The organism is uncultured Tateyamaria sp., from assembly GCF_947496075.1.
GTDB lineage: Bacteria > Pseudomonadota > Alphaproteobacteria > Rhodobacterales > Rhodobacteraceae > Tateyamaria.
On record NZ_CANMBJ010000004.1, the window covers coordinates 853,443 to 875,159 of the forward strand.

General features: G+C 58.6%; 22 protein-coding genes. 8 read left to right on the forward strand and 14 right to left on the reverse strand.

Going from position 1 to position 21,717, the window contains the following annotated elements; genetic code table 11:
- Positions 1-42: 42 nt before the first annotated feature.
- Positions 43-1,563, reverse strand: a complete 1,521-nt coding sequence (locus Q1A51_RS16550) for a PAS-domain containing protein (RefSeq protein ID WP_299600830.1) — start codon at positions 1,561-1,563, stop codon at positions 43-45.
- 73 nt (positions 1,564-1,636) lie between these two features.
- A complete protein-coding gene (gene regB, locus Q1A51_RS16555; protein WP_299203394.1) occupies positions 1,637-3,034 on the reverse strand; it encodes a sensor histidine kinase RegB in 1,398 nt (465 codons plus the stop codon).
- A gap of 74 nt (positions 3,035-3,108) precedes the next feature.
- Between regB and Q1A51_RS16560 the strand changes: the two genes are divergently transcribed.
- A complete protein-coding gene (locus Q1A51_RS16560) occupies positions 3,109-3,729 on the forward strand; it encodes an SCO family protein (RefSeq protein WP_299203396.1) in 621 nt (206 codons plus the stop codon).
- A gap of 83 nt (positions 3,730-3,812) precedes the next feature.
- Positions 3,813-4,367, forward strand: a complete 555-nt coding sequence (locus tag Q1A51_RS16565; RefSeq protein WP_299203398.1) for an ActR/PrrA/RegA family redox response regulator transcription factor — start codon at positions 3,813-3,815, stop codon at positions 4,365-4,367.
- Positions 4,368-4,572: 205 nt separating this feature from the next.
- Here the strand turns inward: Q1A51_RS16565 and Q1A51_RS16570 are convergent, their stop codons facing one another.
- Positions 4,573-5,058: a GNAT family N-acetyltransferase gene (locus Q1A51_RS16570; protein WP_299600835.1), complete on the reverse strand. Its 486-nt coding sequence runs from the start codon at positions 5,056-5,058 to the stop codon at positions 4,573-4,575.
- Complete coding sequence (locus Q1A51_RS16575; protein WP_299203402.1) at positions 5,055-5,651, reverse strand: HD family hydrolase; 597 nt, start codon at positions 5,649-5,651, stop codon at positions 5,055-5,057. Before Q1A51_RS16575 ends, Q1A51_RS16570 begins: the two co-directional genes overlap by 4 nt.
- 176 nt (positions 5,652-5,827) lie before the next feature.
- Between Q1A51_RS16575 and ahcY the strand changes: the two genes are divergently transcribed.
- Entirely contained in the window at positions 5,828-7,216 is a 1,389-nt protein-coding gene (gene ahcY / locus Q1A51_RS16580; protein WP_299600837.1) for an adenosylhomocysteinase, read from the forward strand.
- A gap of 66 nt (positions 7,217-7,282) precedes the next feature.
- Here the strand turns inward: ahcY and Q1A51_RS16585 are convergent, their stop codons facing one another.
- The 4 genes from Q1A51_RS16585 to Q1A51_RS16600 all read right to left on the reverse strand — a co-directional run bounded on the left by Q1A51_RS16585 (position 7,283) and on the right by Q1A51_RS16600 (position 12,031).
- On the reverse strand, positions 7,283-8,365 hold the full coding sequence (locus tag Q1A51_RS16585; protein ID WP_299600839.1) for a polysaccharide biosynthesis/export family protein: 1,083 nt from the start codon (positions 8,363-8,365) through the stop codon (positions 7,283-7,285).
- 170 nt (positions 8,366-8,535) lie between these two features.
- On the reverse strand, positions 8,536-10,005 hold the full coding sequence (locus tag Q1A51_RS16590) for a heme biosynthesis HemY N-terminal domain-containing protein (RefSeq protein ID WP_299600841.1): 1,470 nt from the start codon (positions 10,003-10,005) through the stop codon (positions 8,536-8,538).
- Between the two features lie 11 nt (positions 10,006-10,016).
- Positions 10,017-11,291 (reverse strand): hypothetical protein, encoded by a 1,275-nt coding sequence (locus tag Q1A51_RS16595; RefSeq protein ID WP_299600843.1) that lies wholly within the window; start codon positions 11,289-11,291, stop codon positions 10,017-10,019.
- A gap of 71 nt (positions 11,292-11,362) precedes the next feature.
- Positions 11,363-12,031 carry a uroporphyrinogen-III synthase gene (locus Q1A51_RS16600; RefSeq protein WP_299600845.1) on the reverse strand — a complete coding sequence of 223 codons (669 nt, stop codon included), beginning with the start codon at positions 12,029-12,031 and terminating at the stop codon, positions 11,363-11,365.
- 86 nt (positions 12,032-12,117) lie between these two features.
- Between Q1A51_RS16600 and tsaD the strand changes: the two genes are divergently transcribed.
- The 5 genes from tsaD to Q1A51_RS16625 all read left to right on the forward strand — a co-directional run bounded on the left by tsaD (position 12,118) and on the right by Q1A51_RS16625 (position 15,313).
- Positions 12,118-13,212, forward strand: coding sequence for a tRNA (adenosine(37)-N6)-threonylcarbamoyltransferase complex transferase subunit TsaD (tsaD, locus tag Q1A51_RS16605; protein WP_299600847.1), 1,095 nt, complete (start codon positions 12,118-12,120; stop codon positions 13,210-13,212).
- Positions 13,209-14,156 carry an NAD(P)H-dependent glycerol-3-phosphate dehydrogenase gene (locus Q1A51_RS16610; RefSeq protein ID WP_299600849.1) on the forward strand — a complete coding sequence of 316 codons (948 nt, stop codon included), beginning with the start codon at positions 13,209-13,211 and terminating at the stop codon, positions 14,154-14,156. The genes tsaD and Q1A51_RS16610 overlap by 4 nt, the downstream gene beginning before the upstream one ends.
- A 1-nt stretch (position 14,157) precedes the next feature.
- Positions 14,158-14,433 (forward strand): YciI family protein, encoded by a 276-nt coding sequence (locus Q1A51_RS16615; RefSeq protein ID WP_299600852.1) that lies wholly within the window; start codon positions 14,158-14,160, stop codon positions 14,431-14,433.
- Positions 14,430-14,849: an EVE domain-containing protein gene (locus Q1A51_RS16620; protein ID WP_299600854.1), complete on the forward strand. Its 420-nt coding sequence runs from the start codon at positions 14,430-14,432 to the stop codon at positions 14,847-14,849. The genes Q1A51_RS16615 and Q1A51_RS16620 overlap by 4 nt, the downstream gene beginning before the upstream one ends.
- Positions 14,850-14,914: 65 nt before the next feature.
- Positions 14,915-15,313, forward strand: coding sequence for a DUF1761 domain-containing protein (locus Q1A51_RS16625; RefSeq protein WP_299203426.1), 399 nt, complete (start codon positions 14,915-14,917; stop codon positions 15,311-15,313).
- A 228-nt stretch (positions 15,314-15,541) separates the two neighbouring features.
- Here the strand turns inward: Q1A51_RS16625 and Q1A51_RS16630 are convergent, their stop codons facing one another.
- From Q1A51_RS16630 to recF, 6 genes are all read right to left on the reverse strand, one after another.
- Positions 15,542-15,883, reverse strand: a complete 342-nt coding sequence (locus tag Q1A51_RS16630) for a DUF2853 family protein (RefSeq protein ID WP_299600857.1) — start codon at positions 15,881-15,883, stop codon at positions 15,542-15,544.
- A 130-nt stretch (positions 15,884-16,013) separates the two neighbouring features.
- On the reverse strand, positions 16,014-16,604 hold the full coding sequence (locus Q1A51_RS16635; protein ID WP_299600860.1) for a hypothetical protein: 591 nt from the start codon (positions 16,602-16,604) through the stop codon (positions 16,014-16,016).
- Between the two features lie 88 nt (positions 16,605-16,692).
- Positions 16,693-17,382 carry a nitroreductase family protein gene (locus Q1A51_RS16640; protein WP_299600862.1) on the reverse strand — a complete coding sequence of 230 codons (690 nt, stop codon included), beginning with the start codon at positions 17,380-17,382 and terminating at the stop codon, positions 16,693-16,695.
- Between the two features lie 60 nt (positions 17,383-17,442).
- Positions 17,443-19,860, reverse strand: a complete 2,418-nt coding sequence (gene gyrB, locus Q1A51_RS16645) for a DNA topoisomerase (ATP-hydrolyzing) subunit B (RefSeq protein WP_299600864.1) — start codon at positions 19,858-19,860, stop codon at positions 17,443-17,445.
- A gap of 80 nt (positions 19,861-19,940) precedes the next feature.
- Positions 19,941-20,561, reverse strand: a complete 621-nt coding sequence (locus tag Q1A51_RS16650) for a LysE family translocator (protein WP_299600866.1) — start codon at positions 20,559-20,561, stop codon at positions 19,941-19,943.
- Positions 20,558-21,658: a DNA replication/repair protein RecF gene (gene recF / locus Q1A51_RS16655; protein ID WP_299600868.1), complete on the reverse strand. Its 1,101-nt coding sequence runs from the start codon at positions 21,656-21,658 to the stop codon at positions 20,558-20,560. The genes Q1A51_RS16650 and recF overlap by 4 nt, the downstream gene beginning before the upstream one ends.
- Positions 21,659-21,717: the final 59 nt, after the last annotated feature.

The window sequence follows — 21,717 nt, forward strand, 5'->3', positions numbered from 1 at the left end:
CGTCAACCTACTGGCATCCTTGTGCGCTGCAAGTCTGAATGGTCAGGACGGTGCAGGATCCGCTGCCACAGGTTGACCGACCAACTCGGAAAAACGGATCACCGTGGCGCCTGATACGATTGGAGAGATTTGCGCGCGGATCGCACCGGTGTTCTTGTGCTGCACTTCGGCTTCCCAAGGCGCGCGTTCGCCAACCTTCATAACGAAATCGCGCATGTCGCCCCACGCAGGGTCAGGTTTGCATTGGTCCTGCCAGGCTTGCAGGCAATCCACGATGGTGACGTCGGCAAAGCTGTTGTCCGGGTCCAGCTTCCACATCTCGCGATAGGCGGCGTTGCAGAACGTCAAAACGCCAGCCGACGAAAACACAACCAGTGCATCCTCAAACGTGTCCATCAGTGATTGTCCCAGCTCAAGCTCCGCCCGGAAGTTGCGGGTTAGCGAAATCTCGGCCGTAATATCTTCGATCAAAAAGGCGATGGCGCCATCGGGATGAGGCCGTCCGCTGACGCGGTAGGTGTGGCCGGTATCCAGTGTCCAGGTCTCGTGATAGCTGCCGTGTGAGGCGGCGTTAATCATCTCTGAGATTTCCTGACGCCATGAGCCATAGTTTTTTGGTTCCGGCATCACGCGATTGTCCCGAAGCCTGTCAAAAAACGAAAGCATGTCGGGGCGTCCACTCAGAAACTCTGCTGGCAGTGATGTCAGATCGACAAGGGCGGGATTGAATAGGGCCAATTGGCAGTTGCGATCAAAGATCGCCAACCCGATGGACAATTGTGCAAATGTTTTGGCCAGTGTCTGGACAAAGTTGCGCTGTGCGACTTCAGCCTGGATCACGGCATTGATGTCCACAGCGTGAAACGCGCTGGCCTTGCCAGCCTGCGTCGCTGTTACGCTGTACCACTCAGTCGTTCCATTGCCGTCCATCTGTACTGGCGCCCGTACCGAAGACTTTCCGGTCAGGTCGTCTGGATCAAATTGAAAGATTGGGGATGCATCATCTGCGTCGATACCCTTTGCCGCCTTTTCAAGTGTTCCATAGGCTGCGTTTCGCCATGTGATCGATCCCGTTTCATCCGCCAGCCATATCGGATAGGGCGCGGCCGTCGCTGCCAAGCGCAGGTTTTTTAACTCGGACTCCAGGGATTGGATGGCGTGTTTCGCGTTTGGATCCGCGCTGACCTGATCCTCTATCTCTACGCGGGTCATGCCCGCCTCGCGGTGGAGGCGCAGAACCGCACCGTCGTCACTGCGGGCAGCTTGAAGTGTCAATGTTTCAACTGACTGGATATCGTCGGCGTCTGGAAGGCCCGGAAACCTCGAACTCAGCCCCGCTTTCAGCGCCTGCCAATCGGTCACGCCTGGTTCGCGCCGCATTGCGATCTCAGCCTGTGGTGAGGCGTGTTCCAAATCGACGCCATCGAACAGGAAGGATAGACCCGGCACTTCGGGTTCTGTGGATTGAACAGCGCGCACCGGCGTGCGGCCGAGATACAAGATGGCTGCCGTCACGGCGGACAAGGCGGAACCGAACATCACGATAACTTCTAACAGTGCCATCGCGTAACCTTTCTCCAAACTGACTGAACTATCCGGCCAACAGGGTTAACGCGTTCTTAACACAGGTCGGTTTTCATGCCCGGATTTGTTCGTTCCGGCCCATCGAAACGGCATTTTCACCGCTTCGAGCATCCACCTTTTTCCTTGGCCAGACGACCTCGACGATGGCGCCGATATGGTTGTCGTGTTGTTCCCGCGCGGCATATGGATCTGCGCCATTGGTAAAGGTCAGTTCGGCGCCCGACCGTTCGAGCAACGTTTTGGCGATGAACAGTCCCAGACCCATTCCTTCATACTCGGGTCGTTGGGTACGTTCTGTGGATGACTTGCGGCGACGGACAAAGGGGTCGCCGATGCGGCCTAGAAGCTGCGGAGGGAAACCCAGGCCGTCATCCATGATACGGATCGTGATTTGCGTGTTGGTCCAGTGCGCTTCGATCCACACGGTCGAGCGTGCGAAGTCGACGGCGTTCTGAACAAGGTTCCGCAGCCCATGGATGATTTCGGGCTGACGCAAGATCGCAGGTTGGTCGATTTCATCGCCCGCATCTGGGTCGTGTGTGTATTGCACCAGCTTTCCGCGGTGGGTGTGTGGCTCCGCGGCTTCTTGTACGACCGTCATCAACGGGGCCTGGCGCAAGTGTAGGTCATCTTTTCCTGCACGGCCCATGTCACGTAGAATGTCGCGGCAGCGGTCGGCCTGCTGGCGAATCAGTGCGGCGTCTTCTTTCAGTTCCGGGCGATCGTCCAATTCTTCGATCAATTCGGCGCTGGTCAGCTTGATTGTAGCCAACGGGGTTCCCAACTCGTGCGCGGCTGCGGCCACCACACCGCCCAAATCGGTCAACTTCTGTTCACGCGACAGGGCCAACTGTGTGGCGGACAGGGCATCCGACATGGAATGGATTTCCGACGTGACACGGCGGGAATACAAGCCGATGAAACAGATCGCGATCACAAGTGCGATCCAGTTTCCAAATACGAACAGATCCGGAATGCGAAGGATGAATCCATCCTGCGTTCGCAATGGCAGGTGATAGTCCGACAGAATGGTCACAATAACGATGGCGGTGGCCCCGACCAGCAGGGTTGACCGCGTTGTCAAAACGGCAGCCGAAATGGTGACGGGCCCTAAAAGCAGCAAGGCAAACGGATTGTTCAACCCCCCGGTCAGGAACAGCAGGAAGCCAAGCTGCAGCACGTCGAACAGGACCATAAGCAGGTTCTGAAACTCGTTGAGGCGCTTGTTTTCGGGAAAGATGAAGATCGCGATCAGGTTGCCAATTACCGAAACGCCAACGGCTAGGTAACAGAGGCCCAGCTCGAGCTGTAGGCCGTACAGCCGCTGCGCAACCGTAAGCGCCACGAGCTGTCCGACAATCGCAACCCAGCGCAGCAGGATCATTGTGCGCAGACGAATCCAGTTTGATCGTTGCTGCCCGGTCAGCAGGCCAATGTCAGGTTGCGCCATTGTGTCACTTCTTCGTTTCTTGAACTCGCGCCCGGGATTGATAGCTAAGAACTACCCCAACCCGGAGGCCGAATATGACCCGCATCATCGCACCCGTCGCTGCCATTGTCGCTGCCCTTTTTATGGCGGGGCTTTGGTGGGTCAGCCAGTCAGGTGGCGAGGAGACTGCATTTGCTCAATGCAATGCGACCCAGGTCGCGGGTGACGGTAACGGAATTGGCGGTCCGTTTGAACTGGTCAACGCGGAAGGGCAAACCGTGACGGATCACGATGTGATCACGGAACCGACCCTGATCTATTTCGGCTACACGTTCTGTCCGGATGTTTGTCCACTGGATACCGCCCGCAATGCAGAAGCGGTGGACGTACTGGCCGAACGCGGCATGTCGGTAACACCCGTTTTCATCACGGTTGATCCCGAACGGGACACGCCGGAGATTGTCGGCGACTTTGCCTATAACTTGCATGAGAAGATGATTGGACTGACGGGATCACTGGAACAAACCGATGCCGCCAGCAAAACATACCGAACATATTACAAGGCGCATGATAAATCGGACGAATTCTACCTCGTAGATCATTCGACGTTCACGTATCTGGTGCTGCCTGAGCATGGTTTTGTGGAGTTTTTTCGCCGTGACATAAGCGCCGACGCAATGGCTGATCGCGTCGCGTGCTTCGTTGAAAACGCCTGATTTTCCGGAATAATTTGACCCCATGAGTTGCACGGGCCATATTCCACTCCAGCCAGAAAAATAAGCGGGAACTGGAGAATTTGATGCCGGATGCAGCACTGCCGGACCTGGGCGAGGATAAATCGCTCTTACTGGTTGATGACGACGAACCGTTTTTGCGGCGTCTGGCTAAGGCCATGGAAAAACGGGGTTTCGAGATCGAAACCGCCGATAGCGTGACGGCAGGCAAAGCGATCGCAACGGCGCGCCCACCTGCATACGCTGTCGTTGACCTTCGGTTGGAGGATGGCAACGGGCTCGACGTGGTGGAAGTGCTGCGTGACAAACGGCCTGATGCACGGGTTGTCGTGCTGACCGGCTATGGCGCCATTGCCACGGCGGTTGCAGCGGTCAAGATCGGTGCGACCGACTACCTGTCAAAGCCTGCGGATGCGACGGACATCACCAATGCGCTTTTGGCCAAGGGCGATGACCTACCACCCCCACCGGAGAACCCGATGAGCGCGGATCGCGTGCGGTGGGAACATATCCAACGTGTCTATGAATTGTGTGATCGCAACGTGTCGGAGACGGCGCGACGCCTGAACATGCACCGGCGGACGTTGCAACGCATCTTGGCAAAACGTTCGCCTCGTTGAGGTGTTGGACTGGGGGTTTTCCACGCCCAGACCCCCGAGGATTTTTTTGAAACAGGGAAGGATTGGACGGTGCGTTTTGCGCTGGGCCACAGGTTTTTATTTTAAAAATTTGAGGCAGTGTTCCGGCCTATCACCCCCCGTGCACCATGTGTGCAGCCCCCGTACACCCCCACCGTAGAGGTGGGGTAACGAAGCGTTAAGAAATTTAGAGGTCGTAGCGCTTGAGAATCTTGTCCACGATATGGCCGTCTGCCATCTCGTACCCATCGATCCGGCCGTAGTCTTGGAACCCGCGGGATTGGTAGTAGATTAGCCCGCCTTCATTGTCGGCGCGGATATTTGCGTTGATCCAGACATAGCCAATGTCTTTGGCCGCCTTGCGCGACGCGTCGAAGAGTTTTGACCCGATGCCGAGACCCGTTTGACCCATCTGCACAAAGGTAGCGATTTCGGCGGCTTCCGGTGGGAGGTAGTTGGCGCTTTCGATCCATTGGAAGCCCACGACCTGTTCGGATTCATTTACAGCCACATGCCACGCCGCGCGCCCGTCATTTGCTGCCATCCAATCAGCTAGATCGTCGCCAGATACCTTGGCTGTTAGGGCGGTTGTACCGCCTTGTTCGATGATAGCGTTGAGGAGCGCGGCCATGGAAGGCGCATCAAGGGCGATGGCAGGGCGAACATTGATCATAAGCAACTCTCAAGCAGTTCTGTGTGGCGTGTGGTGAACGCGTTTCGGGTGTCCACCGGTGGGCGCAGAACAATTTGTAGCCCATCGATCAGAGTCTGATCCGGTTTGCCAAAAAACTTGCTCGCTTCGGTCTCAGTAAACCCGGCGATCTGCGTCGCCTCCATCCAAGCACTGATCCTGTCGGCCTTCTTGATCTGTCTTTTGATTGTCTGTGGCACCTTTGCGGGCAGACCGAACCGGATATGCACCGCCGCTTCCAACCGTTCATCAAGCACTTTGTACCCCGGACCAACCGAGGTTTTTACGGGCGAGATCATGTCGCCGATCACGTATTCGGGCGCATCATGCAAAAGTGCGGCCAAGCGCCACTTGGCAGGCGCATTGGGCGATATCCGACCAAAAAGCGTCTCTACCAAAAGGGAATGCTCGGCCACGGAATACGCATAGTCCCCCGCCGTTTGCCCATTCCAACGTGCGACAAAGGCGAGGCCATGGGCGATATCCTCGATCTCGATATCCATGGGGGTTGGGTCCAGCAGGTCCAGCCTGCGGCCCGACAGCATGCGCTGCCAAGCACGGGGTTGTTTGGGCATATCTTTCTCCGGTGTCGTCCCGTCCTAACGCAGGTACAGGCCGTGCGAAAGCTTTGGTCGGTTTGAAAGCTCGACACGGTTCCATTGCCATATATCGCAACCTTCGAACGCGCGATTGCCCCTGTCGGGGGTGAGTGCTATCTGCGGTCCAACCCTATTTGTGAAGGACAAGACACATGTCGCAGGACTACATTGTTAAAGACATTGCCCTGGCCGAGTTTGGCCGCAAGGAACTGGACATCGCCGAAACGGAAATGCCTGGCCTGATGGCATGCCGCGCTGAGTATGGCGAAAGCAAGCCACTGGCCGGTGCCCGCATCGTTGGATCGCTGCATATGACGATCCAGACCGCTGTTCTGATCGAAACACTGGTTGAACTGGGTGCCGATGTGCGCTGGGCATCCTGCAACATCTTTTCGACGCAGGACCACGCGGCAGCGGCCATTGCGGCGAGCGGGGTTCCGGTCTTTGCGATCAAGGGCCAATCGCTGGAGGAGCATTGGGATTACCTGGACAAGTCGTTCCAGTTCCCCGACGGCCCCAACATGATCCTGGACGATGGTGGTGACGCGACCCTTTACGTTCTGTTGGGTGCACGTGCCGAAGCGGGCGAAGACATCATTCCGGTCCCCACCTCGGAAGAGGAAGAGGTGATCAAGAAGCAGATCGCCAAGCGGATGACGCAAAGCCCTGGCTGGTTCACCAAGATGCGCGATCAGATCAAGGGCGTCTCGGAAGAGACAACAACCGGTGTGAACCGTCTGTACCAGTTGGTGCGTGACGGGCAGTTGCCCTTCCCCGCGATCAACGTGAATGACAGCGTCACCAAGTCGAAATTCGACAACAAATATGGCTGCAAGGAATCGCTGGTCGACGGCATTCGCCGCGCGACGGACACCATGATGGCTGGCAAGACCGCCGTGGTGATGGGTTATGGCGATGTTGGCAAAGGGTCAGCCGCGTCACTGGCTGGTGCCGGTGCTCGCGTGATCGTGACCGAGGTTGACCCGATCTGCGCGCTACAGGCGGCCATGGACGGTTTCCAGGTCACGACCCTGGAGGATGTTGTCAGCACCGCCGACATCTTTGTCACCACCACCGGCAACAAGGACGTGATCCGCATCGAGCATATGCGCGAGATGAAGGACATGGCTATCGTCGGCAACATCGGCCACTTCGACAATGAAATTCAGGTGGCGAGCCTGAAGAACCACAAGTGGACCAATATCAAGGAACAAGTGGATATGATCGAGATGCCGAACGGGCATCGCATCATCCTTCTATCCGAAGGTCGTCTGCTGAACCTTGGCAATGCGACGGGCCACCCGTCCTTTGTCATGTCGGCATCCTTCACAAATCAGGTGCTGGCGCAGATTGAACTGTGGACCAAGGGCGACGAGTACAAGAACGATGTCTACATCCTGCCCAAGCATCTGGACGAGAAAGTGGCCCGTCTGCACCTGGACCGGATCGGTGTGAAGTTGACGCAGATGGACCCTGAACAGGCGGCTTATATCGGTGTCGCACCCGAGGGTCCGTTCAAGCCTGAGCACTATCGCTACTAACGAAAAAAGGGCGGGGATTGCCCCGCCCTATCGCTTGCAAAGGGGTCGCGCGATGCGCGGCCCCTTTTAGTTGTTGTCGAGCGCGTTGCCGACGCCGACGATCGATCCAATCAGACCAAACACGGTCCGGATCGAAGTCACGGAGCTTTCGGTTGCCATCACGAGGTCGCCGGGATTCACGTTGAATTTACGTGCGGCAAAGAGTGAGTCCGCCGAGGTGAGGTCAACCGCGAACACCACTTGTGTTTTCTCCGGGCCTGAACCGTCGGTCCGCAGATCCTTGGACGCATAGTCCCGCAGGATCAGCACGCCCCTGGGATTCGCGCGTCCGGCGTCGATGCCGTCGACAAGCGCCAGCGCCTCGATTGCGTTTATGCGTTCCTTGGTGAACGGCACAATGCTTTCGGACCCTGTTGCGCCCAGCGCCACGAAATACCGCTCGTCCTCTTCCACAATGATCTGGTCACCACCACGCAGGATGACATTTGCTGAGGGCCTCTGAAGCAAGTCGTCTACTCGGATTTCATAGGATTTCCCATCGCGGATGACCCGCACCAGCGGATTCTCCAGGTCGCCAGAGATACCGCCGGCTGCCGAGATCAGGCTGAGGATCGAATAGTTGCGATTGGGCAGAGGGTAATTGCCGGGTGCATTGAAGCCACGTACCGCATCGACCGAGTTGTCCGGACCGGACACGACAGTAAGCTGTACCTGTGGATCGGGGATCACCACACGCAACTTGTCCTCGATCTGGCGGCGGGCCGTGTCGGGGGTCGAACCGGCCACATTCACTTGATCAATATAGGGAACAAAGATCATCCCATCTGGTGAAACGGTGATGCCTGGCAGCTCGACATTCTGCTGAACGTCGCTGGTCAGAAGCGAGTTTTCCTGGTTGTCCCAGACCACCAGATCAATCGTGTCACCTGCCCGGATGATGTTGGACTTTGGACCGGGGTCGCGGCTGAACCAATGGTAGTGCCCTGCCCAACCGGTTGCGGGCCACTTGGCCAGTTGCGCCACGTTGTCCTGCCCGATGGGCACGACGGAAAACACCGCTTCTTCATTGTTCTGGTTGCGGATAATCTCGCTTTGGACGGCTGCACCGCGGGGCAGTGTACAGGCGGAAACCGCCGCAATAATAAACAAAGACGCTAAAAAGCGAATTGGATGTCGCACAATATGTCCCCCTGGGCCGACTACGGCAGCGTATTCAGAGCACGTTTAGCCGGAAACATCGGCGGAACACAAAAGAATCTCCGCCACGGGCGGTCAATTGCCGAAGGCGTTGCCCAACCACAATAGGCGCACACACCAGATCATGTGTTTTGAGTGGCGGGATTGCCTAAATCCTCTACCTCAATCACATTTTCATCATCAACGACGGTGACTGCATCGTCTGATTTTTTAGTAGGCGCTCCAACCAGAAGCGGCAGCATTTCGGTCCCCCCAGGCAAGCTGAGTTCGGCGTTCGGTGGCCGTTTCCATGTCAGCGTATCGAAGGCACCGCAATTGCCGCATGTGGGCGCCCATTCGCTGTGGATGTTGTGGCAGTTGTCGCACACCCATTGTGGTCCGCGTGGTGCTGTCAATGCACGTGCAAGCCAGCCCTGTACAACGGCATCGGTCGCCCCCTCGCCCCGCTCGATGGCGGCCATAAGCGTCAGCGATCGCGTGGTTGGATCGCTTTCGGCCAGATCGCCAAGCGCGCGCCGCGCTGCAGGAAAATCCTCCGCCGCGATGTTCAGTTCACTCAGCAGCATGCGCGCCTCGGGGTGATCGGCGTTGGACTTGGTCAGAGCGGCAAACCGTTTCAGGCGCGCTGCTGTGTCCTCGTCTGGCTCAACCTCGGCAAACGCCGCGGCAAGGTCTGGATGTGGCTGGGCATTCCACGCCTTTTTCAGGATACGCGTGGCGTATCGCTTCTGACCTTTTTCGATATACCCACGTGCGGCCATAACGGCTGCCGGGATCAGGTCAGGCGACAGGCGGTTGGCTTCGATTGCCGCTTCGCGCGCTTCTATTGTTTCGTCCTGATCCAGGACTTTCCTGGCTTCGCTCAGGGCCAGCACGGCATCACGTCGCTTGTGCACATCTCGGGGCAAAGATCCGTGTTTCAGCTTGGCGCTTAGGGTTTCGCGTGCGCCTTTCCAATCCTCTTTGTCCGCCTGAAGCTTGAGCAGGATGTCCTGCGTTTCTTCGTGTTTGGGTTTGATGGCAAATGCCTTTTCCGCCAGCTTGAGCGCTGTTTCGGTGTCCCCATCGGCCAGCTTCTGCTTCATGATCCCGCGCACGCCGACAAAGCGGGTCGCGTCGTTTGCCACCAGCTTCCGGTAGGTTTCTTCGGCTTTCTTCCGATCCCCTGCCATTTCGGCGGCTTGTGCGGTCAGCAGGCTGGTGAGTTCGGGACGGTCGAGGTAACGATCCGCCTTTTCCGCCTTGGCCAGTGCAGTGCGGGCTTCGCCCGACGCCAGCGCCATCATGCCCTCGGCCAGTGCATCATAGCCTTTCGCGTATTTGCGCCGTTCGAAGTAGCGGGACAGGGCGGTGTCATCGCCATTCAGGAAATGCCACGTGGCGATCAGCAGACCCAGCAGCTTTAGCCCGATCCAGACAGCGATCACGAGTGCCACGAGTGCGATGACCGATTGCAGCGGCCCCAGCGTATATTCCTTGCCCGCGACGACGATTTGTATGCCGCCTTCTGTTTCCAGAAGCCATCCGGCGCCAAGCGCGAGGGCGGCAACCGCAACGACAAAAATAATGATTTTTACCAATGACCAGATCATGAAAGGCCCCTTCAGAGTGCCGACAGGCGTTGCGCCAATGCGTTTGCGGCGGTGACCGCCTCGTGACGCTGTTGCGCCTGTTCCAACCAAGGCGCCAGTGCCTCTTGTGCCGCCTCCGGCAGTGTTTCTGCTTCGGCCAGTGCGTCGCTCAAACGGCCATCGCGCACAGCGGCTTCTACGCGCGACAGGACGGCATCCGGGTCTGATCCTTCCGTCGGCAGAATCGACCGAGTGCCCAGCTGGCGTTCAAAGAAGGCGCCTAGTCCGCCACCCTCTTCTGCAGCGCGGGCGGCGGCCAGCGCGTCGCGGGCCGCGTCAGGCGCAGATGCCTGCAAATCTGACAGTGGCTGCACTCCGTCGGCGGCCGCGGCACGCAGAGCGTCGGGAATGTCAGATACCCCTGCCTGCTCAAGATCGCCAAGCGCGGCAGCAAATGGTCCACCATTGTCGACCGCAGCAAGGACCCGATTGATGGCGGCACGCGCCAGTGTCGCGCTTGCAGAGGCTTCGGCGTTTTCACTGGCCAGCCGTGCATCGGCCAGAAGCCTGTCGATTTCATCCTGTTGGGCGGATGCCGTGGCGCGCAGGTCGGACAGGGCGGCGTCGATTGCCTCATCAGGCACGATGGCCGCTGTGCCCGATTGCGACCCAAGGCCGTCGATGCGGTCGGACAAGGCAGTAATTTGCTGTTCCAGCGGTCCAAGGTCCATTGGCGCGTCTGCTTCTGACAGGGTTTCGACCTGAGCCGTCAGCGTTGCAATCTGTTCGGTTGATTGATCAAGGCGGGCAGTCAGGTCTGCGACTGTTCCGTTCAGTTGCTCAACCAGTTCGGGGTCCGCGCCAGCCTGTGTCGCGAGGCCGGGGAAGATTGGTTCGAGGATATCGGACCGGGCCGCGATAAAGCCCGCCAATGCAGCGATGATCCCGGCAAAGATCATGGGCACGACGCTCCGCCGTTCAGGCGCGGGTTGCGGCACCGGGGTTGGTGCAACACTTTCTGGCTCTGGCTCTGGCTCTGGCTCTGGCTCTGGCTCTGGCTCTGGCTCTGGCTCTGGCTCTGGCTCTGGCTCTGGCGAAGCTTCGATTTCGTCGACAGGCTCCGCGCTCACCACTTCCTCATCAACCCGCGCGTCTTCCGTCAGTGCAAGTGCATCGGGTGTTTCGGCAACCTTATCCTGCGCTGCATCCGCCGCGCCCTGCGCAGAGATTTCTACGTCTGGAGTGTCGGGCGCTTCGGCCTTGGGGTCGTCTTGTTGGCCCTTCTCCGGAAATTTGCGTTTGGCCAAGGAATTCCCCTTCCGATTCTTCTGTGCGGTTTCTGCACCGCATCAAACTCTACCCTGCGCCCCCGCGCCCCTCAACCCGCACAGATGGCCCGTCGGATCGCTTCATACATGGCCGTGGCGTCAGGTCGCACCGCAACGTTGTCAACCCGGATGGGTTCTGCTGCCGTTGCAACCGCATCACTGAAGACGACCACATGCATGGATGTGGCGCGCGGCGCCTGCTTGGCAAATTGCATGGCGGTGCGGGGCGAAAAAAGGGGAACGATGGTCAACTCTTCCCGCATAAGCGCCTCATGGGCAGCGGCTGACAATAATTGCGGCACTTGGTCGTACACGATGCAGTCGCGCACCTGCGTTCCTGCGGACCGCAAGCGGGTGACAACATCCCCACGCGTATGCCGCCCGCGGATGTGCACCAAATGGCGTGTCATGGGGGTGTCGGTCAGCGTTGCCACCAGCTCATCCGCCGTCTGACCTGCCATCTGCGCAGACCAACCATGTTGCTTTGCTCGCTCGGTCGTTCCAGTGCCGATGCAATAGGCCATGCGCCCGGCACCTGCAGGCGCATGAATAACGCCGTAGGAAGACGTGAAGATGGCGGCTTCATCAGCCTCGATTGCCTGACCGTCGGCAACCGGTACAATCGTCAACAGCGGACTGAACAGCGGACTGACCTGCGCCTTCAGATCATCGGGCATCTTTGCCATGAACCGCTCGGCTGCTGCGTGCGGTCTGGTCATCAGCAAGGTGACCGGTGAGTGAGATGCATTGTTTGCCACGGCTTATGCTGTTACCCCGCACGCGCCTTTGGTGCAACGGATGGGTCATGACGCAGGTCGCCACAGTTCTGGGAATTGAAAGCAGTTGCGATGACACCGCCGCCGCTGTCGTTCGAGGTGTGCCCGGGAACATGGAGGTGCTGTCATCGGTGGTCTTTGGCCAGGCCGACCTGCATTCTGATTTCGGCGGTGTCGTGCCCGAGATTGCTGCCCGTGCCCATGCCGAGCGGCTGGATGTGAGCGTAGCGCGGGCCTTGGAAGAGGCGAGTGTTGAGCTGACAGACATAGATGCCATTGCAGCCACCTGCGGTCCGGGCCTGATTGGTGGTGTGGTCGCAGGCGTGATGACGGCCAAGGGGTTGTCGGCAACCACAGGCAAGCCGCTTTACGGCATCAACCATCTTGCCGGGCACGCACTGACGCCTCGCTTGTCTTCGGGTGTCGTCTTTCCCTACCTGATGCTGCTGGTGTCCGGCGGGCATTGCCAGTTCCTGATTGCGCGCGGACCAGATGATTTCACACGGCTGGGCGGCACCATTGATGACGCTCCGGGCGAAGCCTTCGACAAGGTGGCGCGATTGATTGGATTGGGCCAACCCGGCGGACCTGCGATTGAAAAGATTGCGCAGGATGGGGAGGCCAAGCGCTTTGCCTTTCCTCGGCCTCTGTCCAACAAACCCGGCTGCGATTTGAGCTTTTCCGGTCTCAAAACAGCGGTGTTGCGCGCGCGCGATGATATTATGGCCGAACAGGGCGGTCTGACGGTGCGGGATCAGGCGGATTTGGCGGCTTCGTTTCAGGCGGCTGTCACGGACAGTCTGGCGGGAAAGGCCAAGCGCGCGCTTGAGGTTTATCTTGATCTTGCACCGGCCACACCGACCTTCTGTGTGGCGGGCGGGGTCGCGGCAAACATGACCATTCGCACTGTGTTAGAGACCGTTTGTGCCAATTCGGACGTGGCTTTCGACGCACCGCCCCTGGCGTTGTGCACAGACAATGCAGCGATGATTGCCGCCGCGGGGATTGAACAGATGCCCTTGCGAGCACCGGACGGGATGGACCTTTCGGCGCGTCCGCGTATGCCGCTCGATACCAAAAGTACGGCTATGCTGGGATCGGGCAAGAAAGGGGCCAAAGCATGAGCGTTGCCGTTGTCGGCGCCGGTGCCTTTGGTACGGCACTGGCCGTGGCCCTCGCGCCGCATCAGGCTGTTACGCTGTGGGCAAGAGACGCCGGTCACGCGAGTGATATGCAGGCAAACCGTAGGAATGACCGTCGGTTGCCTGGTGTCGATTTGCCAGACAATATTACGATTTCCTCTAAGTTAGAGACTGCTTTGGCCTGTGACACGCTGTTGTTCGCGGTACCAATGCAAAGCTTGCGCCATCTGATTGAACACCGGGACCTGTCGCATCGCGATGCGGTGGCCTGTTGTAAAGGGATTGAGGTGGCGACTGGCCTTGGACCCTCTGCCATCCTGTCCAGCGCACGCAACGCTGCGGTCCTGAGTGGCCCCAGCTTTGCCGTCGATATTGCGCGCGGCTTACCCACTGCGCTGACGCTGGCCTGCGAAAACCCTGAAGCCGCCCGCGCGTTACAAGATGTGTTGGCGACCCCGATGTTGCGCTTGTATCGAACGACGGATGTGACCGGCGTTGAATTGGGTGGAGCACTCAAGAATGTGATCGCCATCGGGTGTGGTGCGGTGATGGGCGCGGGGCTTGGCGATAGCGCGCGGGCGGCGCTTTTGACGCGGGGCTTTGCCGAAATGCAGCGCGTGGCGATGGCCCTTGGCGCGCAACCCGAAACCTTGATGGGGCTTAGTGGTTTGGGTGATCTGACACTGACCTGCACCTCGGATAAGTCGCGCAACTACCGTCTGGGGCTTGCCCTTGGCGCGGGAACGGAATTTGATGCGGCGACAACGGTCGAGGGGGCCGCGACCGCCCGCGCATTGCGGCAGGTGGCGACCAAACATGCCCTCGATCTGCCGATTTGTGACACCGTGGCGGATCTGGTGGATGGCGTGGTGGACGTGCCCGGTGCCATGACCCGCCTGATGGCCCGCCCTTTGAAGGAGGAATGATATGCTTTTTGCCCTGATGGCCCATGACAAGGAGGGCGCGCTGGAGGTGCGGATGGAGAACCGTCCTGCCCATCTTGACTACCTCGACAGCACAGGCGTTGTGAAACAGGCGGGGCCGTTCCTGGATGCAGAGGGCAATCCGTGCGGGTCGCTGATTGTTTTAGATGTGGAAGATATGGGCGCAGCGCAGGCATGGGCCGACAATGACCCTTATGCCAAGGCGAGCCTTTTTTGCGATGTGCAGATCAAGGCGTGGAAGCAGGTGATCGGGGCATGAGGTACTGGTTGTTCAAATCCGAACCCTCGACCTGGAGCTGGGATCAACAGGTTGCCAAGGGTGATGAAGGCGAAGAATGGGATGGCGTGCGCAACTACCAGGCGCGCAATTTCATGCGCGAGATGAAGGTAGGCGACCGTGGCTTCTTCTACCACTCGCAGACGGAAAAGGCGGTGGTCGGCATCGTCGAAGTGATCGCTGAAGCGCATCCGGATAGCACCATTGATGACCCGCGGTGGGAATGCGTGGACATCAAGGCGATTGGCCCCGTGCAAACCCCCGTGACGCTCGAAATGGTGAAAGCTGATCCGCGTCTGGCCGAGATGGCGCTGGTCCGTAGTTCGCGCCTGTCTGTGCAACCCGTGACCGATGCAGAATGGGCCGTGGTTTGCGAGATGGCCGGTTTGAGCACCTAAACGCTTTGGAATTTTCCCATCCTCTGGCAGGCTGGCGTCATAAATAGCCGAAAGTGGAGGGAAACATGGGATTTTTGGCAGTTTTGGTGGCGGGTATCGCTGGATTCATGTTTGGCGCAATCTGGTACACGGTGTTGGCCAAACCGTGGATGGCGGCATCTGGTGTGGCGCTGAATGAAGCAGGTGATGCGCCAGCCAATCAGAAAGACCCCCTGCCCTATATCACGAGCATTGTGGGTGCGATCCTGGTCGCGGGAATGATGCGCCACGTGTTTGTGCTGAGCGGGATCGGCAGCTTTGGTGAGGGGCTGGTTTCAGGCTTTGGTGTTGGGCTGTTTCTGGTGACGCCATGGATCGCCACGTTCTACGCCTTTGGCGCGCGGCCCTTTCGGTTGACGCTGATCGACGGCGGATATGCCACATTTGGCTGTACCGTGATCGGTGCCGTCTTGACGCTACTCTAAGAAAAAAGGGTTCTGACCCGGAATGGTCAGAACCCTTCTTCACCCCGGCGGACACTCCCAAGAGCCACCACAAGTAAACTGAATATCGGGTCTGACCTTCTGGTCGGATGTCTCAATAATTATCAGATCGGATTGGCAATCTCAAATCCATAGTACGTGACATTCGACCCAAAAAAGAAACACCCGCTTAAGGCGGGTGTCCCTTTGATTAATGCCGTGTCCTTGGTGTTAACCGTAGGCGGATTCTTTGCCAAAGTGCTTGGTCAGCATGTAGTAGACCACCGCGCGATACTTGTTCCGCTCGGATTTTCCATAAGTCTCAATGACCGAAGCAATTGCCTCGTCCAGCTTGGGACCATCGGCAAGGCCCAGTTTCTTGATCAGGAAGTTGTTCTTCACTGTTTCCAGCTCATCTGGCTGGCTGGCCGCAACGGTGGACGCATCGGCATTGTAGATCGATGGGCCGCAGCCAATTGTGACTTTCGTCAGCAGATCCATGTCCGGCGTCATGCCACATTTATTCTTCAGATCGTCAGCATATTGCGCGATCAACTCGTCCCTTTTGCCCATATCTTGTCTCCCACCAGTTGGACTTGGTCACCATTTGTGACCTTGGACGGGAGGTTAGTGCAGCAAGGGTGCCAAAACAAAGGAAAAAGTTCATATGTTTTTCCCCGTCAAAAGATCGCCGATCTATGAATCAGTGGCGATTGATTTTGATCTCGGGTTTGCTGGTGGATGGGCCTTCCGAATTGGTGGATCCGTCATCATTTCTGGCGCCGCCCATGTCATCGAAAGAGAAGGTGAACCCTCGTACATAGAATGACCGCGGTTCTGTCATGTATGTGGTGCGTTCGACCCATTCCGGGGAAAAGGCGGTGGCCCATACATTGGGATAGGCATGGACCAGATTGTGCATGCACGTCAAAGCGATCCAGATACCTGCTGTTTTGGCGGCCAGGTGTTCCTTGGCCGTCAGATGCAGGGCGGAACGCAAGACAAAGGCAATTGCGAGGGCCAGCCCCCCGTCCATGATCATTGTCAGGTCGGCATCAGCGTTCGGGTCTGGTGCGCCGTTTGCGTGGAACATCGCGTAGCGGGACAGCACCACGGTAAAGACGCCAACAACCAACGCGCCGACGATGGATCCCGGATAGACAAGGTTGCGCGCCCAATCCGGTACCCGACCACGCGCAGCCTTGGCCGAAGCGCTCTGGCGCGCCTCGTGCTCTGCGTGGGTTTCGTTCAGACGGGCAAGCCGCGCCGCAAATACGTCATGTCCCTGTGCCATGAAAAGCCTCTAGTCAAATCAATAGCTTCTATCCTGACGCGAATTGGCGGCAGAAATGGGGCAGGTTAACGAAACAAGAATGGCGCGGTCAGCGAACGGACAGGATTTCGTCCAGCGGCTTCTTGATCTTGGCGACGGCAGGCACCGTGGCATCGTCAGATGCATGGCCGACCGCAATGATCATCGTGGCCTTTTCACTGTCTGGTCGGCCCAGCAGATCGCCCAGGAATTTCATCGGGTTTGGTGTGTGGGTCAGCGTCACCAATCCCGCCGTGTGTAGGGCCGTCAGCAGCATGCCAGTCGCAATCCCGACGCTTTCGGGGACGTAGTAATTCTTGTACCGCGTGCCGTCATCGAATGTGCCATAGCGCTGGGCAAAGACCACGATCAGCCAAGGCGCATCCTCAAGGTGCGGCTTATCAGCATTGGTGCCAATGGGTTCCAGTGCCTTGATCCATTCGTCGCTTGCACCACCGTCGTAGAACTTGCGCTCTTCTTCTTCCGCCGCTTCGCGGATCTGACGCTTGATAGCGGGATCGCTGATGGCCACGAAATGCCAAGGCTGGTGGTTGGCACCCGAGGGTGCTGTACCCGCTGCTGCCACACAAGCTTCGATCACTTCTTGGGCCACCGGTCGCGTGGAGTAGTCCCGCACCGTGTGACGCTGGGCCATGAAATCACGAAACTCCTCAACGCGGCGCAGCATCTCGGCATCGTCGAATTCTTGCCGGTCAGGCAAGGGAAGTTGGCGGTATTCCAGTTTTTCCTTAGAAAACATATCCTGGCTTTCGGTCGTATCTACAAAGCACGGAGGGCAGCGCCACCGCCGGGCGGGTGTCTAGAAATCCAGATTCTCGACGCTCAGTGCGTTCTTCTGGATGAACTCGCGGCGCGGTTCCACCACATCGCCCATCAGCTTGGTGAACAGATCGTCGGCCTCGGCCATATCGTCGACCTTCACCTGCAACAATGTGCGCGCGTCGGGGTCCAGCGTGGTTTCCCACAACTGATCGGGGTTCATCTCGCCCAGACCTTTGTAGCGTTGCAGGGACAGTCCGCGTTCGCCTTCTTCAAGGATGGCATTCAGCAGGTCCATCGGTCCCATGATCGACTGGACGCGGTCCTTGCGGATCAGGGTGGCTGGGGTGCCATAGACATCTTGCAGCCCTTCGGTGAACGACCCGGTCTTGCGCGCCTCACCTGACCGCAGCATCGGGCCGTCAAGTGTGCGGACCTCTTCCACACCGCGCAGGATACGCGCCAGACGCACGCCCTTGTCCTGCGTGATCCGACCTTGCCAGCCGCGTTCCCATTCAAGCGCGATCAGATCCAGCCGTTTTGCCACCTTGTCAGCCACACCTTGCAGGTCGGCGTCTACAGCACCGGGTACAAACGCGCCTGCGATGGCGGCCTGTTCCAGAATGTGGCGTGGGTAATGGGTCGGGAAGGCTTGCAGAACGCGTTTCAATTGCCGCGCTTCTTCGACCACGCGGACAAGGTCCTGACCTACGATTTCCTCGCCATTGCCTTGGCGCAACATGGCCCCGTCGATGCCCTGCTGGACCAGATAATCCTGCATCTCAGCCTCATCCTTGAGGTACACTTCGGACTTGCCACGCGCGACTTTGTAGAGCGGCGGTTGCGCGATGTAGAGATATCCGCCTTCGATCAGCTCTGGCATCTGACGGTAAAAGAACGTGAGCAGCAGCGTCCGGATATGTGCACCGTCCACGTCAGCATCCGTCATGATGACGATCTTGTGGTAGCGCAGTTTGGAGATGTCGAATTCGTCCCGGCCAATGCCGGTGCCCAGCGCCATGACCATGTTGCCGATTTCCTGCGAACTCAGCATCCGGTCGAAACGGGCGCGCTCAACATTCAGGATTTTCCCTTTTAGCGGCAGAATGGCTTGCGTCTTGCGGTCCCGACCCGTCTGGGCCGATCCGCCGGCACTGTCACCCTCGACCAGGAAAACCTCGGTGTTGGCCGGGTTCTTGTCGGAACAATCCTTCAGCTTCGAGCTCAGGAAGTTCATGTCCATCGGGTTCTTGCGGCGGGTCAATTCGCGCGCTTTGCGGGCCGCTTCACGGGCGAGGGCCGCTTCGATGATCTTGCCAACGATGATCCGCGCTTCGTTCGGGTTCTCTTCGAACCATTCGGCCAGTTTTTCGTTTACCAGTCCTTCGACCGCCGGGCGCACTTCGGACGACACCAGCTTGTCCTTCGTCTGGGACGAGAATTTGGGGTCGGGCACTTTGACGGACAGCACGCAGGTCAGCCCCTCGCGGGCGTCATCGCCGGTAAAGTTCACCTTCTCTTTCTTGGCGATGCCGCTGGACTGCGCATAGTTGTTGATCGTCCGCGTCAGCGCGCCGCGAAAGCCAGCCATATGCGTGCCGCCATCGCGTTGCGGGATGTTGTTGGTGAACGGCAGGACGTTCTCGTGGTAGCTGTCGTTCCACCACATCGCGACTTCGACGCCGATGTCGTCCTTTTCACCGTTAATGAAAATTGGTTCGGGCATGACTGAGGACTTGTGCCGGTCGAGGTATTTGACGAATTCCCGGACGCCGCCCTCGTAGAACAGCTCGGACCGCAGATGTTCGATGGGCCGTTCATCGATCAGAATGATGCGCACGCCTGAGTTCAGAAATGCCAGTTCGCGCAAGCGCTTTTCAAGCGTATCGAAGGAATAGTCGAGGTTCGAGAACGTGTCGGTCGATGCAAGGAACCGCACTTCGGTACCTGTGCGCCCGCCCGCGTCGCCCACAACCTTGAGATGCTCAACGGTGTCGCCATGGGCAAAGCGCGCCACGTGTTCCTTGCCATCGCGCCAGATGCACAGGTCAAGCTCGACCGACAGTGCGTTCACCACTGACACACCAACGCCGTGAAGGCCGCCCGACACCTTGTAGGAGTTGCTGTCAAACTTCCCGCCCGCGTGTAGTTGGGTCATGATGACTTCGGCCGCAGACACGCCTTCTTCTTCGTGAATCCCCACCGGAATCCCACGCCCGTTGTCGCTGACAGACACCGAAGAATCCGCGTGAATCGTGACCGTTACGGCGTCCGCATGACCTGCCAAAGCCTCGTCAATGCCGTTGTCGACAACCTCGTACACCATGTGGTGCAGACCGCTGCCGTCATCGGTGTCACCGATATACATGCCCGGACGCTTCCGTACCGCTTCCAAGCCTTTGAGAACTTTGATAGAATCCGCGCCGTAGTCTTCGGGGGTTTGCTCGTTATCTGCCATTTATGGGCCCCTTGAGTGGTTGCGCTAAATATACGGTTTTTCAGGGGGGATGTCACGCAAGTGACACAAGATTTTGCGTGTCAGGTCAGGGGGATGATCAGGCCCACGCAGATCAGCAAAGCACCTGCAATCAGGTTCATCCGGCGTAGCGCATTGGGCGAGGATACCAACCGTCGGGCGCGGTCGATGAACAGCGCCATGGCGAGGTTCCCAAGCAACGGCACGATCATTGACAGGACCACGATGATCACCACGTCCCACGCTGTCAGCCGCGTCAGATCAAAGAACCCCGGCAGCATGCCCATGTAGAACAGAACAGCCTTCGGATTGCCCAGGATCACCGCCAGCCCGGCCAGAAACCCGGCCCACATGCCGGGGCGTGTGAGGCGATTGTCAGTTCCGATGCTCTTGTCCGCTGAGCGTATCACGAGCGCGCCCATCAGCAGAAAAATCCCCGCGGCAACCCACTTCAAGACACCCAGAAAGCCGCCATAGATCGACAGGATCCAGGTGATCCCGAAGATGGCCAGAAGCGACCACAGCACATCGCCGACCACGACGCCCAAAGCCAGAGGCCACGCCGCTTGAAAGCCGCCTGACAAGCTCCGCGCGATCAGTCCAACCCAGACGGGCCCGGGCGTCAGGAACAACACGGCCAGCGCACCTGCATACAAGGCAAGGTCCCACCCGGTCAGCGTCATGGCCTGCTCACCGTGCTGACACCATCCGCTTCGGTCACTTCGACATATTGCGCCCGCTCACCCAAGCTGTCGAAGAGTTCCGTTTCCGTCCCTGTCATCCACGCCTGCGCACCCAGCGCACAAATCTCGTCATAAAGTGCGGCCCGCCGGTTCGCGTCCAGATGCGCGGCGACCTCGTCCAGCAGCAACAGCGGTGGCGCGCCAAAGCCCTGTGCCAACGCACGCGCATTGGCCAGGATCAGGGACACCAGCAATGCCTTCTGTTCGCCGGTCGAACAGTCCTTGGCGGGCACATCCTTGGTGGCATAGACGCCGTATAGGTCCGCACGATGTGTCCCAAGCAACGTACGCCCAGCAGCCAGATCACGGTTGCGTCCATCCGCCAAAGCGGTGCGCATATCTTCGACGGTTTCAGGCATCCCCAATTCACCCGGTTGCAAGGTCAAATCCGCCGCAGGAAATGCTGTCTGTGCACCGCGTTGTGCGTCTGCCAGCGCATCCAGCGCGCGCAATCGGTTGGCATGAATGGCGGTGCTCGTTTCAGCCATGCGCTGTTCCAGCGCCGCATACCAATGCGGATCACGCACCATGTCCTTGAGCAGGCGATTCCGCTCGCGCATGGCTTTTTCATACTCCAACGACACCTGCGCATGATCTGGCATGAAAGACAGGGTCATCCGATCCAGAAAGCGCCGTCGCCCCTCAGCCCCTTCGATCCAAAGGCGATCCATGGAGGGGATCAGCCACAGCACGCGCGCAATCCGGCCCAAAGCGGTCTGAGGTGCCGCTTTGCCATCAATCTTCACCTGCCGTGCGGCCCCACCTTCGGACCACGTCTCGACCTCATGCACCTGCTGCAAGGAATGCAGAACACCGGACAGCTTCCAGCCAAGGGCCTCGGGCCGCCGGGTCATATCCTCTGCCGAAGATCGACGCAGGCCCCGACCCGGTGAAAACAGGGATACAGCCTCAAGAATATTGGTCTTGCCCGCCCCATTTGGCCCAAAAATCGCCACAGGACGTGCATCCAACTCCAGCCGCGCCAGCTTGTGCGAGCGGAAATGCGACAGGGTCAAAGCAGAAAGGGACAGCGTCATGACTGTCCCTCGTTTCTTCTGACTGAAAATACCACCGCCGGAGGCAAGATTTTTCGCCG